At 59.4% G+C, this 14,239-nt stretch carries 16 protein-coding genes; 7 read left to right on the top strand and 9 right to left on the bottom strand.

The annotated features are described in order from the left end of the window. Positions 1-103 precede the first annotated feature (103 nt). The 3 genes from DWV20_RS04080 to DWV20_RS04070 form a co-directional block, all read right to left on the bottom strand. Positions 104-964 (bottom strand): ABC transporter substrate-binding protein, encoded by an 861-nt coding sequence (locus tag DWV20_RS04080; protein WP_117629739.1) that lies wholly within the window; start codon positions 962-964, stop codon positions 104-106. 147 nt (positions 965-1,111) lie between these two features. Next, complete coding sequence (locus DWV20_RS04075) at positions 1,112-1,978, bottom strand: deoxyribonuclease IV (RefSeq protein ID WP_117716548.1); 867 nt, start codon at positions 1,976-1,978, stop codon at positions 1,112-1,114. Positions 1,979-2,077: 99 nt separating this feature from the next. Beyond that, positions 2,078-3,265, bottom strand: a complete 1,188-nt coding sequence (locus DWV20_RS04070; RefSeq protein WP_118256428.1) for an aldo/keto reductase — start codon at positions 3,263-3,265, stop codon at positions 2,078-2,080. Between the two features lie 261 nt (positions 3,266-3,526). Here DWV20_RS04070 and DWV20_RS04065 point away from each other — a divergent pair, with 261 nt between their 5' ends. Then, positions 3,527-4,441: a ketopantoate reductase family protein gene (locus tag DWV20_RS04065; RefSeq protein ID WP_233539769.1), complete on the top strand. Its 915-nt coding sequence runs from the start codon at positions 3,527-3,529 to the stop codon at positions 4,439-4,441. Between the two features lie 107 nt (positions 4,442-4,548). On the opposite strand, the gene DWV20_RS04060 is transcribed toward DWV20_RS04065, so the two are convergent. The 3 genes from DWV20_RS04060 to DWV20_RS04050 form a co-directional block, all read right to left on the bottom strand. Further along, on the bottom strand, positions 4,549-4,755 hold the full coding sequence (locus tag DWV20_RS04060; RefSeq protein WP_117766084.1) for a hypothetical protein: 207 nt from the start codon (positions 4,753-4,755) through the stop codon (positions 4,549-4,551). A 187-nt stretch (positions 4,756-4,942) separates the two neighbouring features. Further along, positions 4,943-5,719 carry a hypothetical protein gene (locus tag DWV20_RS04055; protein WP_117583890.1) on the bottom strand — a complete coding sequence of 259 codons (777 nt, stop codon included), beginning with the start codon at positions 5,717-5,719 and terminating at the stop codon, positions 4,943-4,945. 312 nt (positions 5,720-6,031) lie between these two features. Then, complete coding sequence (locus DWV20_RS04050) at positions 6,032-7,342, bottom strand: O-acetylhomoserine aminocarboxypropyltransferase/cysteine synthase family protein (protein ID WP_118256426.1); 1,311 nt, start codon at positions 7,340-7,342, stop codon at positions 6,032-6,034. Positions 7,343-7,614: 272 nt separating this feature from the next. On the opposite strand from DWV20_RS04050, the gene DWV20_RS04045 reads away from it, so the two are divergent. The 5 genes from DWV20_RS04045 to DWV20_RS04025 all read left to right on the top strand — a co-directional run bounded on the left by DWV20_RS04045 (position 7,615) and on the right by DWV20_RS04025 (position 11,139). Then, a complete protein-coding gene (locus DWV20_RS04045) occupies positions 7,615-8,517 on the top strand; it encodes a LysR family transcriptional regulator (RefSeq protein ID WP_117735794.1) in 903 nt (300 codons plus the stop codon). 99 nt (positions 8,518-8,616) lie between these two features. After that, on the top strand, positions 8,617-9,102 hold the full coding sequence (gene rnhA, locus DWV20_RS04040; RefSeq protein ID WP_089572983.1) for a ribonuclease HI: 486 nt from the start codon (positions 8,617-8,619) through the stop codon (positions 9,100-9,102). Positions 9,103-9,177: 75 nt separating this feature from the next. After that, positions 9,178-10,284, top strand: coding sequence for a Gfo/Idh/MocA family protein (locus DWV20_RS04035; protein ID WP_118256425.1), 1,107 nt, complete (start codon positions 9,178-9,180; stop codon positions 10,282-10,284). A 2-nt stretch (positions 10,285-10,286) separates the two neighbouring features. After that, positions 10,287-10,697: an acylphosphatase gene (locus DWV20_RS04030; protein WP_118256424.1), complete on the top strand. Its 411-nt coding sequence runs from the start codon at positions 10,287-10,289 to the stop codon at positions 10,695-10,697. Positions 10,698-10,758: 61 nt separating this feature from the next. Next, positions 10,759-11,139, top strand: coding sequence for a Fur family transcriptional regulator (locus DWV20_RS04025; RefSeq protein ID WP_099431458.1), 381 nt, complete (start codon positions 10,759-10,761; stop codon positions 11,137-11,139). 15 nt (positions 11,140-11,154) lie between these two features. Here the strand turns inward: DWV20_RS04025 and DWV20_RS04020 are convergent, their stop codons facing one another. The 3 genes from DWV20_RS04020 to DWV20_RS04010 all read right to left on the bottom strand — a co-directional run bounded on the left by DWV20_RS04020 (position 11,155) and on the right by DWV20_RS04010 (position 13,046). Continuing rightward, positions 11,155-11,952 carry an HAD-IIB family hydrolase gene (locus DWV20_RS04020; RefSeq protein WP_118094503.1) on the bottom strand — a complete coding sequence of 266 codons (798 nt, stop codon included), beginning with the start codon at positions 11,950-11,952 and terminating at the stop codon, positions 11,155-11,157. Between the two features lie 83 nt (positions 11,953-12,035). Further along, complete coding sequence (locus DWV20_RS04015) at positions 12,036-12,614, bottom strand: urease accessory protein UreE (protein WP_117716538.1); 579 nt, start codon at positions 12,612-12,614, stop codon at positions 12,036-12,038. A gap of 3 nt (positions 12,615-12,617) precedes the next feature. Next, on the bottom strand, positions 12,618-13,046 hold the full coding sequence (locus tag DWV20_RS04010) for a peptidylprolyl isomerase (protein ID WP_035138874.1): 429 nt from the start codon (positions 13,044-13,046) through the stop codon (positions 12,618-12,620). Between the two features lie 120 nt (positions 13,047-13,166). Between DWV20_RS04010 and DWV20_RS04005 the strand changes: the two genes are divergently transcribed. After that, a complete protein-coding gene (locus DWV20_RS04005; RefSeq protein ID WP_117758569.1) occupies positions 13,167-14,180 on the top strand; it encodes a dipeptidase in 1,014 nt (337 codons plus the stop codon). The last annotated feature ends 59 nt before the right edge of the window (positions 14,181-14,239 follow it).

Below are 14,239 nucleotides of genomic sequence, written 5' to 3'. Positions count from 1 at the left end.
GTAGAAGTTGCCGACAAAACGAGACGGAAACGCTCTCCGTCAAGAGAGGCGCAAAGGCCCTCTCCGCAAAACGGAAAGGGCCCGCGCGCAATCAAGCATTAATTTACTTGATGTTGTACTTAGCCATGAGGGCGTCAACGGTACCGTCGTCGGTCAGGTCCTTGATGGCCTGGTTGATGTCGTCCTTGAGCTTGGTGTTGCCCTGGTTGATGGCGATGGCGTACTCCTCGCCGGTGCTGACCTGCTTGATGGTCTGGCAGGTGTTGAACTGCTCGGCGGTCAGCTGGCTGGCAACGGAGCGGTTGGTGACTACGGCATCGCCCTTATCGGACTGCAGGGCGCTGAAGCACTCGGTGGCGTCCTTGTAGGGAACGATCTTAGCCTTGGGGAAGTTTTCCTGAGCAAAGGCCTCGGCGGTCGATCCAGACTGGACGATGATGGTAGCGTCGGCGTTGTTGAGCTTCTCGCTGTAGTTGTCGGCCGTGATGTCGGTGTTATCGACCTTGGTCACGATAGCCTGATCGTCCATGTAGTAGGAATCGGAGAAAGTGACTTCCTTCTCACGCTCGGGCGTGTCGGTGATAGCCGCGATGGAAACGTCATACTTGGCGCCCGAAGCGACACCCGGAACCAGCGTGTCAAAGTCATTGTTGACGTACTCGACATCCAGGCCCAGCTTGTCGCCGATAGCCTTGATAAGCTCAAGGTCAAAGCCCTGATAATCGCCGTTGTCATCCTTGTACTCAAACGGAGCGTACTCGGCAGAGGTGCCGACGGTCAGCGTACCGTCCTTGACGAGCGCGTACTCCTTGGAGCCGTCGACCTTCTCGACCTTAGCGTCGTCAGAGCTGCTGGAACCGGCATCAGAACCAGAGGTGGCGTTGGACGAGCCGCAGCCCGTCAGTGCGAGGGCGAGTGCCATGGCGCCCGTGGCGGCAAATGCGCCAAGCTTCTTCAGCTTCATAATCAGTCTCCTTCCGGTGACCCCGTTTGATTCAGAGGTCTGCAAAAACTGTTGGATATTATGCGCCCGTTTGGAAGAATCCGCAATTAGAAAACTGATTGAAACAAACCCATAACGTGAATGGAACACTCCACTTTATGACAGTCATTACTGCTGCAATGACCTTAACAGTTTGATTTCAGCCGCATAACCTGCAAGTTCGTTCGGTGTCTCCAAAATGAATGGCAATGCGCGCAAGCGGCCATTCGATACAATATTCTGCATAACCTGCATACCGCCGCCAAACTCCTCGCTGCCAAGGTAGCCCTTGCCGATGCACTCGTGACGATCTTTATGGGCACCACTGGGGTTCTTCGAATCGTTGATGTGTACGGCACGCAAGCGGTCGATACCCACCACGCGGTCGAACTCGTCGAGTACGCCGTCCAGATCATGGATGATGTCGTAGCCGGCATCGCTCACATGGCAGGTGTCCAGACACACGCCCAGCTTGTCCGATAGCTCTGGACGCCTGGCGGCAGCACCCTCGATAATGCGCGCCAGCTCTTCAAAGCTACGGCCCACCTCGGTACCCTTTCCCGCCATGGTCTCGAGCAGCACCGTCGTCTGCTGCCCCTCAAACATCACCTGACACAAGGTGTCGACGATCATCTGAATGCCGGCATCAGTCCCCTGCCCCACATGCGCGCCGGGGTGGAAGTTGTAGTAGTTGCCGGGCAGCGCTTCCAGACGCTGCAAGTCCTCGGCCATTGCCTCCAAGGCAAACTCGCGTGCCCGCTCTTTGGCAGAACAGGGGTTGTAGGTATAGGGGGCATGAGCCACAAGCGGGCCAAAGTCGTTTTTCTCCATAAGCTCGCGCAGGGCCGCCACGTCATCCATGTCAAGATCTTTCGCCTTGCCGCCGCGCGGGTTGCGCGTGAAGAATGCAAAGGTGTTGGCGCCAATGGATAGCGCCGTCTCCCCCATCGCCCGATAGCCCTTCGTCGTCGAAAGATGACACCCAATCGTCAGCATCTCCAGCTCCCCCTCATCAGTTGCGGTGAAATAGTTCCTGTCGATGCCCTATTCTGCCGCAAACAGGAACTATTCCACCGCAACTTATAAAAAGGGGCATCAGGAACGCGTTTTGCAAAAGGCTTTAAGCGCGGCCGTTACGAGGCCAGGCTGGAAACGTCGGCGCACATCGTCGAGACGCTCAGGAATATCGATGTGCTGCGGGCAGTGACGTGCGCATTTGCCGCATTTGACGCAATTGCTCACCAACTTGGGCTCACTCGTCCGCACCGCGCTCGCCGTAAAATACTGCGACAGGCCCGTAAACCAGCTGTGCGCATAGCTTGCGTTGTAGGCGGCGAAACACCCAGGGATATTGATGCCTTTGGGACACGGCATGCAGTAGCCGCAGCCCGTACAGGGCACGCGATTCGATTTCTCAAACTCTCCCAGCACACGCGCGATGGTATCGAGCTGCTCTGTCGTCATCGAATTCGGCAGTGCGCGATCCGCCAATGCCGCGTTCTCGTCCACCTGCGCGGTATCGGTCATGCCCGAAAGCAGCATCGTGACCTGAGGATGGTTCCACACCCACGAAAGGCCCCAAGCAGCCGGCGTCTTCAGGTACGGATCGCGTACGTCATCGAGCACGGCGCGGGCCCGCGGAGGCAGCTTGCCCGCCAGGCGTCCGCCCAAAAGCGGCTCCATCACAAACACCGCGAGCCCGCACTCGGCGGCTGCTATAAGTCCCGCCGTTCCCGCTTGGTAGCGCTCTCCAGCGTAGTTGTACTGAATCTGGCAAAAATCCCAGTCATACGCGTCGAGCATCGTCAGGAAGTCCGCCGCACTGCCGTGATACGAAAAACCTATCTGGCGAATACGCCCCGCAGCCTTTTGGTGCGCAATCCAGTCCTCGATGCCCAACGCCACCACGCGCTCCCACTGGGCGGGCGAGGTAATGTTGTGCATAAGGTAGTAGTCGATATGGTCGGTCCGCAAACGGTGCAGTTGCTCGTCAAAAAAGCGGTCGAAATCCTCCGCACATTTGCACGAAGCGTGCGGCAACTTAGTCGCCAGCAACACCCGGTCACGCAGCCCCAAGCGCTCAAGTGAGGCGCCCACGCACACCTCGTTACCGGGATAAAGATACGCAGTATCCAGATAATTAATCCCCTGTTCCACCGCACGGGAAATGATGGCATCGGCCGTCTTCGCATCGGGGTGTCCCGGCGCACCGGGAAATCTCATGCAGCCCAGACCCAGAGCAGATATTCGGTTACCACTTTTGGGGTCAACGCGGTATTGCACGGCCCCTCCTTTCGCCATCAGCGCCCCGGCAAGACGAAACACAATGGTCACGCGACCGAAACATCGTGGAATCGCAATCGAGAACGTATCGTAACGCAGCAGAAATCGAGCCGTCACGACACCGCTTTAACATCAGCAAAAAGCCCGATGAAAGGAGCAACAAACAAATACGGCCATCCGGTGCACGCAGCATGGTCCGGCGGCATACAATCCATCAGGCGCCCCTTACGCGGGCGCCTTTTATATGGGGAGATGATTCGCATGCAGATCAACAAGATCGCCTTTATCGGCAAGGGCGGCGTCGGCCTGCTCTGCGGCAGCATGATTGCCAAGGCCCTCGGCAATGACGCCGTCGAATACGTTATGGATGACGCCCGTTTTGAGCGTCACGCAAACGATGCGCTCACCGTCAACGGCAAGCCCTGTGCGCTCAAGTCCGTCCGCGCCAGCAAGGCAACGCCCGCCGATCTGGTCATCCTGACGGTCAAGACCACCGGTCTCGACCAAGCACTCAAGACTATGGAGCGCGTCGTGGGACCCAATACGCTCATCGCCTCGCTGTGCAACGGCATCACGAGCGAGCAAAAGATTGCCGAGCGCTTTGGCTGGGAGCATACCGTTCTTGGTATTTGCCAGGGCATGGACGCTGTGTTTCTCAACGGAGAGCTCACCTTTACCAACACGGGCGAAATCCGCTTTGGCGCGGCGGCCGGTACGGATCCCGCAGCCATCACCGCAATCGACGAGCTCTACACGCGCTGCGGCATCGCACACACCGTCGAGAGCGACATTGCGCACCGCATGTGGGCCAAACTCATGCTCAACGACGGCATCAACCAGACCTGCATGGCCTACGGCGGCACGTACGGAAGTGCCACGGAGCCGGGCTCCGAGCAGCGTCGCTGCCTTGTTTCCGCCATGCGCGAAACGCTTGCGGTCGCCAACGCCGAGGGCGTTGAGCTGACCGAGGCAGACCTGACGCAGATGGTGCACCTCATCGAAGGAATCGATCCCGCCGGCATGCCCTCGATGGCGCAAGACCGCGTCGCGCGGCGCAAAACCGAGGTCGAGGAGTTCGCCGGCATCATCTGCCGTCTGGCGGCCAAGCACGATATCCAGGCACCGCAGAACGAATGGCTCTATCAGCGCATTCGCGATATCGAGGCAAGCTGGTAGCGCCCGACTCACCACGTCAACAGACTCAACAGCAAAGCCGCCGCAAGGGCACTCCCCTTACGGCGGCTTTCATCTTCATCTATAACCAGTAGTCGATGTCCCGACGGTCAGAGCTGCGACTCCGAGGCCTGGCCCTCATCGTCGCGACAAAGGACTACACCCGCACTTCCCAGCAGCGCGGCCGCAATCAGCGCGCCGACCACGATTGGAGCAGCCCCGCATGACCCCTGCACGCCCGCAATGAGCGCGGCCGTAGGACCAAGGCAACCAAGCACCAATGCGACGACGGCAACGGCGATATCTCGAGCGTTCACAAGACCACTTCCTCCAAGAGAAAGACCTTATTTCTCATGAACTAGTGTGCCCCGCGCCCATATGCGCGGCGTACTGCCACGGTAAGCGCTCTGTTAACTCAAGCACGCACAAAAAACGAACGCCCTTACGTTGCCCAAAGGCTCGGTAAAGACGCCCGCCCGTCATGTCCTATTGGCTTATGGCAGATTACCAGCCAGTGTAGTAGTCGGTGGTTCCGGCAGCGCAGCCGGAGTCATAGACCTTGCACTCGCCCTTGGAACCGGTAAACGTAGAGCCTTGGGCCTTATCGCCCGCGGCAACGACGTAGTAACCATCGGAATCGCGCCAAAAGCCCTCGGAATCCTGCGTCCACTCGCCCGTGCGGTGGTGATACAACACGTTGCTGCTGTAATAAGTCTCGCGGCGGCCGTTATAGTTATTGACGCCGCTCGAGCGCGTCAGACCCGAGCCGTTCGCGTAATACGCAGCAGACGTATAAGACGAGCCGGAGCCGGCGTTGTAATACGAAGCCTGAACGGCCTCAGCGGCCTCGGCTTCGGCTGCGGCAGCCTCGAGCGCCTCGCGCTTGGCATCCTCAAGCGTGGAGCGAAGCTCGTCGAGCTCGGTCGACTTGGCGTCGACTTCCCCCATCGTCAACAGGCTACCCGCACCGTCGATGCAACCCTGCAACACAGCGCGCTCGTCATCGGTAGCATAGTCGCCATACATATTCATAATGATCTGAGCGCGCATCTCCAGGGAATCGCGCTTTGCCCCCATCGAGGCGTTCCACTCCTGCATAGAGCCATAACCGTCGCCGCGGTAGTCGACGGGCTGCACCAGCGTCGCCTCGGACGGCGCAGATCCGACCGTATCGGATAGTGTTGCCGCGTGGGCATCAGTTGCGCCGGCGCCCGCCAAAAGTGCCACGGTCAGAGCGGCGGAAAGGGCGGCGGCTTTCGGTTTTCGTGAATCGATCCTCATGTAGCTGGAAACCTCCGTAGTGCGTTTTTGCTGCGTTTGAGCTGCGTGTGATTTAATCGCGCTGCATAGTACCCCGAGCAAATCGCGACCTGCGGTTTTACTCAAAAGGCGCACGTCAATTGCGTAAAACTCACATCCTCTCAACAGGAGTTTTCCACATCTCGATTGCATAAAGCGTGTCAAAAACCCTGTTTTTGCACCCTCTCTATGCAAAAACGACGCCCGTGCAACCATTGTTCGCACAGGCGCCTTGAGCAGGCATTTTATGCAGTTATACCTATCGAGTCGCAAGGGGTCCTTGCACAAGTCGCCTTACTCGTCCAGCGCGGCAAAGGCCTGCTTCAGATCCCAAATGATATCCTCGGCGTTCTCGGTACCGATGGAAAGACGGATCGTGGAGGGCGTGATGTTCTGCTCGGCGAGCTCCTCGGCAGAGAGCTGGGAGTGCGTGGTGGTAGCCGGGTGCACGACGAGCGACTTGACGTCGGCCACGTTGGCGAGCAGCGAGAACACCTGCAGATGATCGATGAACTTCCATGCAGCCTCCTGGCCACCCTTAATCTCAAAGGTAAAGATCGAGGCACCGCCACGGGGGAAGTACTTCTGATAGAGCTCGTGATCGGGGTGCTCAGGCAGGCTCGGGTGATTCACCTTGGCGACGTGGCTGTCACCAGCCAGGAACTCAACGACCTTCTTGGTGTTCTCGACATGGCGGTCAACGCGCAGCGACAGAGTCTCGGTGCCCTGGAGCAGAACCCAGGCGTTGAACGGGCTGATGCAGGCGCCCTCGTCACGCAGCAGGATAGCGCGGACATAGGTTGCGAAGGCGGCGGGACCGGCAGCCTCGGCAAACGAAACACCATGGTAGGAGGGGTTGGGCTCAGCGATCTGGGCGTACTTGCCACTCGCCTTCCAATCGAAGTTACCGCCGTCGACGATCACACCGCCCAGCGAGGTACCGTGGCCGCCGATGAACTTGGTTGCGGAGTGGACGACGATGTTGGCGCCGTGCTCCAGCGGACGGAACAGATACGGGGTGCCGAAGGTGTTGTCGACGACAACCGGCAGACCGTGCTTCTTGGCAATCTCGGAGATGGCGTCGATGTTGGGGATGTCGGAGTTGGGGTTGCCGAGCGTCTCGAGATAGATGACCGTGGTGCTGTCCTTGATGGCACCCTCAACCTCTTCCAGGTTATGGGCATCGACAAACGTGGTCTCGACGCCAAACTGGGAGAGCGTATGCTCCAGCAGGTTGTAGGAGCCACCGTAGATGGTCTTCTGAGCCACCACGTGGTCACCAGCCTGGGCAAGAGCCTGCAGGGTATAGGTGATGGCAGCAGCGCCGGAGGCGACGGCAAGACCTGCCACGCCGCCCTCGAGCGCGGCGATACGGTCCTCGAAGACGCCCTGGGTGGAGTTGGTCAGACGGCCGTAGATGTTACCGGCGTCGGCAAGACCAAAGCGGTCGGCGGCGTGCTGGGAGTTGCGGAACACATAGCTCGTGGTCTGGTAGATCGGCACGGCACGGGAGTCGGATGCGGGATCGGCACTCTCCTGGCCAACGTGCAGCTGCAGGGTATCGAAACCAAAGGTGTGCTCGGGGTTGTTGATGAACTGGCTCATGATGATCTCCTTGATCGAACGAAAGTAAGTAAAAAGAGAGAAGTAAGTCGCTGTCTCCTGATCACGCCGACGGGCGCAAACAGGAGCCCGGCATTCGTCTTGGTAAGCAATTCATATGCGGGCCTCCTTTCGCGTCCCGATTCCGTAGTCGGCTTAATAACCTACCGCCTTTGTGTGTTTTGAATAGTACGGGCATTGTCTTCCTCGGTCAATCACTAAAAAGCGCTAACTTGTTATCTGTTTTATAGATAACTATCGAAAGGATGGCGTCGATGACCCTTCAGCAGCTTCGTTTTCTGATCGCCGTGGCAGAGTCCGGCTCAATCAACGCCGCAGCTCAGCGCCTCTATACCGCTCAGTCCAACATCTCAAACGCCGTCAAAAGCCTGGAACAGGAACTCCATCTGGAGATCTTTACGCGCTCCAGCCGCGGCGTCACGCTCACCAACGACGGCACCGAGCTTTTGGGCTATGCGCGCCAGGTCGTAGAGCAGGCCGACATGCTCGAGGCACGCTACGAGGACGGCGGCACCCCGCAAGCCCGCCTCGCCATTTCCGCCCAGCACTACGCCTTTTCGGTCGAGGCCTTTGTCAACGTGGTCGAGCGCTGCCGCGACAGCAAGTTCGAGTTCATCATGCGCGAGACCACCACATCGCAGATCATCGATGACGTCCGTGCGTTTCGCAGCGATATCGGCATTCTGTATCTGGATGACTTTAACGCTCGCGTTCTGCAGAAGGCCTTCGCCGATGCCCGCGCAAGCTTCCATCCCCTCTTCGACGCGACGGTCCACGTCTTCGTGAGCGAACGCCATCCGCTCGCACGCCGCCCTCAACTGTCCCTTGCCGACCTCGCGCCCTATACGCGCTACAGCTTTGAGCAGGGAACCTCAAACTCCTTCTATTACGCCGAGGAACCTTTTAGCTATATCCCTTGCGACCGCAACATACGAATCTCGGACCGCGGAACACTTACCAACTTACTTATCACGTCGAACGGTTACACCCTGTCGACCGGAGTCCTCTCCAATGAAATGCAATGGGGTATGGCATCGATCCCGTTAGCAGACGCCCCAACGATGCACGTTGGCTACATCATGCACGACGAGCGCAAGCCCTCTCTCCTCTTGCAGCAATACCTCGACGAGCTCAACCGCATCATCCATGCCAGCTAACAGTCGGAAGACGGGGTAGAAATCGTAGATTGCTGGCCCCCGGCGGGCATGGCGCTACAATGGTCACTCACATGAAATGCACTCAAAGAAAGGAAGCCCGTGAAGGTCATCATCTATACCGACGGCTCGGCCCGATCAAATCCGGGACGCGGCGGCTACGGCGCCGTGCTCAAATACACCAACCCCGCCGGCAAGACCTTTACCTCCGAGCTTTCGCGCGGCTACGCCAAGACCACCAACAACCGCATGGAGCTCATGGCCGTTATCGTGGCGCTCGAGGCACTCAACCGCCCCTGCGAGGTCGAAGTCCATTCCGATTCGCAGTACGTCGTCAACGCCTTTAACAAGCACTGGATCGACGGCTGGAAAAAGCGCGGGTGGAAAACCGCCAACAAGCAGCCCGTCAAGAACCGCGACCTGTGGGAGCGCCTACTCACCGCCAAAAGCAAGCATAAGGTTGAGTTCATCTGGGTTAAGGGTCACGCCGGCCATGAGCTCAATGAGCGCTGCGACGAGCTTGCCACCACGGCGGCCGACGGCAGCAACCTCGATATCGACGCCGGCTTTAACGAGAGCGACCTGTAACGGCGTTTTCGCACGCTATTTCCTGCCCCCTCGCGCTACACTCATCCTGTAAACCGAACGGCACGAGGGGGACACATGCTGCGCATAGCGACCATCGGCACATCCATGATCACCGACGACTTTATCCAAGTCGTCAATGCAAACGACCAGGCTGTATTCGTAGGCACGCTCTCGCGCAACGCCGAGCGCGGCGCTGCCTTTACCACTGAGCGCGGCGGCGAGCGCAACTTCACTGCACTCGACGAGCTCGCATCCGCCGCCGACGTCGACGCCGTCTACATCGGCAGCCCCAACGCGCTCCATTACGAGCAGGCGCTCGCCTGCATCGCCGGCGGCAAGCACGTTATCGTCGAAAAGCCCTTCTGCGCCACCGAAGCGCAGGCGCTGGAAGTCTTCCGCGCTGCCGAGGCAGCAGGTGTCGTGGCCCTCGAGGCCATGCGCCCGCTCCACGACCTCGCTTTCCACGCCATCGAGGACGCTCTGGGCGAAATTGCGCCCATTCGCCGCGCCTCACTGCGCTTTGGCAAGTACTCCTCGCGCTACAACGAAATCCTCGCAGGACGCGCCAGCAACATCTTCGATTGCAATATGGCATCGGGCTCCCTCATGGACATCGGCGTCTACACCGTCGAGCCCATGGTCGAGATTTTCGGCATGCCCTCCGGCCTTACGAGCATGACTACTCTGCTCGACCCCACCACGCGACAGCTCACGCACGGCCCCATCGACGGCTGCGGTTCCATCCTCGCCAGCTACGGCGGTGGCCGCATCTCCGTCGAGCTTGCGCACTCCAAAATTACGAATGACCTGCTGCCATCGCAGATCGAAGGCGAGCGTGGCACTATCCAGATTGACCATCTGTCCACGCCCCGCAACGTACGCATCGATTATCGCGGCGACGTCGTGCGCGGATCGGCGACCGAGGCGCCGCGCGAGCAAGGCGACAACGGGCGCGCGCTCAACCTGCCCAAATCGAGCAACACCATGGAGTACGAGCTCGCCGACTTTATCACCGCCATCGTCGGCATCGATAGCATTAAGGACGAGATCTGGGAAACGCCTGCCGGGCGCCATGAGCTTGGCCACTATCGCGATGTCACGCTTGTCTCGCTGCGTATCATGGATGCCGTGCGCCAGCAGGCCGGCATTACCTTTCCCGCTGATTCAGTCAAGCAGGCCTAGCGATGGGCTTCTTCGAAACGTTCTTCTCCAGCGTCACCGGCGGCAGTCGAGAGCCTCAAAAACCATCAAACGTCGAGCTCGAGCTGCGCCGCAGGCTTACTGTGCTCGCAAGCGACGAGGCCACTCAAGACGCTCCCCTGCGCTATTTCCTGCGCTGGGAGGGGCAAGTCCAGGGCGTCGGTTTTCGCTTTACCAACACCAACCTCGCGCAGGCACGCGCACTCACCGGCTGGGTGCGCAACATGGAAGACGGCTCAGTCGAGATGGAGATACAGGGGGCTCCGGCAAACATCCTATCTCATCTCGAGGCGCTTCATGCCTCCTACGAGCGCATGGGAACGCGTTTTCGCCTCGTAGACGCCCAGACCCGAGCCCCACTTGCCAATGAAGACGGTTTCATTCCTCGTTATTAGTATTGTGTGCTAAATACGGTATCATTTACCTACGACCGTTGATAGAAAAGAGGCGAGGCGCATGGCGGTGCAAAGAAGGAATACCAAGCAGCGAAAGCTGGTTCTCGACGCCGTGCGCCAAAGCTATAACCATCCCACCGCCGACGAAATTTACAACGTCGTGCGCGCGCAGGATGACAAAATCAGCCGTGGTACGGTCTACCGCAATCTCAATCTCTTGGCCGACGCCGGCGAGATCCTCTCCATCAAGACGCCGGGCGGCAGCCGCTTCGATCGCACGATCGAGCCGCACGCACATATCATCTGCACCTCGTGCAGCCGCGTCATCGACGTACCGCTCCCCTTCGATGCCCAGCTCGACGCCAAGGCATCCGAGCAAATCGGCTGGCACGTCACATCGCACTACACCATCTTCGAGGGTCTCTGCCCCGACTGCCGGTAGATGTTTGGGACATGCCTACACAGCAAGTAGACGACGCAGTTCTTCTTCGACCGTGCGCGCGTAGCGGACGCGGTCGTTGATGCCGCGCATGCTGGGGTTGCAGCTCTCCATCAGATAGGGATGGCCCACCACGTTGAGCATGTCACGATCGTTCTCATTGTCGCCAAACGCCATCATCTCATCGGGCGAAATCCCCAGGGCGTGACCGTAATCGGCAAGCGCGGAGCCCTTGCCCGAATCGAAACCGATAAAGTCCGTCCATTCGGTTCCCGATGTCATGACATCGACTCGATCGCTAAAGTGGCGCTCGAAATACTCCAGCGCCGCCTGCTGCTCCGCCTCGGGCGTCTGGAAGGCAATCTTAATGACGTCCTCGTCGATGTCTTCGGGACGGTCGACTACCGCCACATCGCAGTGGACCTCATAACGCAGGTGGTCAACAAACGCATCGTTGCCGCCCATGGTGTAGAGGTGCCCCTCACACGAAAGGGTCACGTCGGCATGGGGATACGCAACCACGGCATTCGCGATATCCATAGCAAGGCTACGCTCCATGGAACGCTTGACAACGGCACGCCCCTCGCTCATCACCAGGGCTCCGTTTTCGCATACATAGGCGAGTTCATCGGCCACCGGGGCAAACAGGTAGCGCAAGCTCGCATATTGACGGCCGCTCGCCGGCATAAACACGATACCGCGACGATGCAGCTCATCAATGAGCTCAAAGGCCTCGGAACGCGGCTCGCGCTCCCCCGGATGCAGCAACGTGCCGTCCAAATCGCATGCAATCAGCTTGATTCCCTCAAGACCCATATGCTTCCCCCAAAGCCTCCTATCAACAGCAAGACGGACTTTGATTGGTCGCCCCTCAAAGCCCGTCTTGCGCATACGCGCGCTTAGCCGCGCGTCTTTTTTACGATGGTAAAGTCGGGAGCCATGCTCACGACGACATCCGCCGCGCTCGATGCAAAGCGTCGGTCCGCATCGAGTTCGCGGGTAACCACCGAGAGCCGAACACTCTCGACACCCCGGAGCATACGGCCCAAAACAGGCTGCACCGGCGTATACATGCGCACGGTATGCTCGTCCGAGTCGCCCCGGAAGAGCGGCGCATGCATGTTGCCGATCTCCCAGCACGCATGCGCGAGCGCAATCGGATCCATGCGGTCGACTTCGACCAAATAAACCTCGGCGCTGCGCAGGCGCACGACAACCGCCACGGGCACCATGCCCGAACGGTCAATGGCGAGCACGTCGCCATCGGCAAGACGACCGCCGTCGGTAGCATCCAGCCGAACATCAATCGTGCGCCCCAGCTCCGTCACGCCCACAAACGCGCATACATCGGCCTGGTCCCAATCGAGCAGCAGCTCGTCAACTTCAAAGACGCCGCCCAACTTCCGGCGAAGCAGGAGTTCATAGGACGGATCGTTGAGATTTCCCAAGCATGTCGTCGAAACCAGGCGTTCAGGCATACTCTAACCCTCGACCTCAACGAGCTCGATATCAAAGTTGAGGTCCTTGCCGGCCAACTCGTGGTTGGCGTCGAGCGTCACAGCCTCGGGCGTCACGTCAATGACGACGGCGGGAACGGGCATGCCGCTCGGCGTGGACAGGAAGAGCTTCATGCCCTTCTCGATCTGCTCGATGTTGGGAACCTGCTCGGCCGGGAAGGTCAGAACCATCTCGGGATTGTGCTCGCCGTAGGCATCGGCAGCAGGAATGTGCACGGTCTTCTTCTCGCCCACCTGCATGTCGACAACAGCGGCGTCGAAGCCCTTGATCATCTGGCCGGCGCCGCAGGTGAACTCCAGCGGCTCGCCGCGATCGTAGGAGCTATCGAACTGCGTGCCGTCGTCGAGCGTGCCGCGATAATGAGTCTTGACCTTCTTGCCCTGGTTGGACATGGTAACCTCCGTGATAAGGGCGGCGCACAACGCGGGCCGCCGTGAACATATGGCGCTAACTATACCCTAGTCATACAATTCAAGGACAGTTTGCAAAGAAACGCTGCAACCGGAGGAACCATGGCATATCCCGTATTTGACCTACACTGCGACACCGCCGACCGCATCGGCTGGGCCACGCTCGATCTCGACCTGCGCTTTACCGCCGGCACCGACGGTTATTTCCCCGGCGACGAAACGCATCCGCAAGATTTCGACCTCATCGAGGGCAACGCCTGCGCCATCTCGCTCGCAAAGATCGGCAACACGCCGTGGGCACAGTGCTTCGCCACGTTTGTCCCCGACGAGATTCCCACCGCCCACGCCGCGCGCTTCCAGGCGCAGATCATGGCACACATGAGCGGCCAAGCAATGCTCAACCACGACCGCATGGTCAACGTACGCAACGCCGCAGACATTCGCCCCGCGCTCAAAGACGGCAAGGTCGCCTGCATCCACACCATCGAAAACGCCACGTTCTTTGCCGAGGACCCCGCGCTGATCGAGGTGCTCAAGAGCCTGGGCGTACTCATGTCGTCACTCAGCTGGAATGCGCAGGGACCGCTCGCGAGCGGCCACGACACCCACGCCGGTCTCACCGCCGCCGGTATCGAGGCGCTTACGCAGATGGAGCACGCCGGCATGGTGCTCGACGTCTCCCACCTCAACGATGAGTGCTTTGACGAGGTTGTCGCCCATGCCACGCGCCCCTTCGTCGCCAGCCACTCCAACTCCCGCACCGTCTGCGGCGTCAAGCGCAACCTCACCGACGACCAGTTCCGCACCATTCGCGACATGGGTGGCATCGTCGGCCTCAACTACTGCAGCGAGTTCCTTTCCAACGACGCAACCGACAAAACCGCCGCAGACGTCACCTTCGACCAGCTGGCGGCACATATCGAGCACTGGCTCGACCTGGGCGGCGAGGACGTCATCGCGCTCGGCGGCGACTGGGACGGCGCCACGGTGCCCGCTTTCCTCTCCGATGCCAGCAAGATGCCCGAATTCCAGAACATGCTTTCCAAGCATTTTGGCAAGACCGTGATGCAGAAGCTCTGCAGCGACAACGCGCTTGCTTTCTTTGAGCGTTATTAAGAGCGCAATTATTTTCGCATCCCTTGAGCGGGCCGGCATGCCGAGCGGTCGACATGCCG

Source organism: Collinsella sp. AF02-46-1, assembly GCF_003465825.1.
Taxonomy (GTDB): Bacteria; Actinomycetota; Coriobacteriia; order Coriobacteriales; family Coriobacteriaceae; genus Collinsella.
The sequence above is the reverse complement of the archived record's forward strand: the minus strand, read 5'-3'. Positions and strand labels throughout refer to the sequence as shown.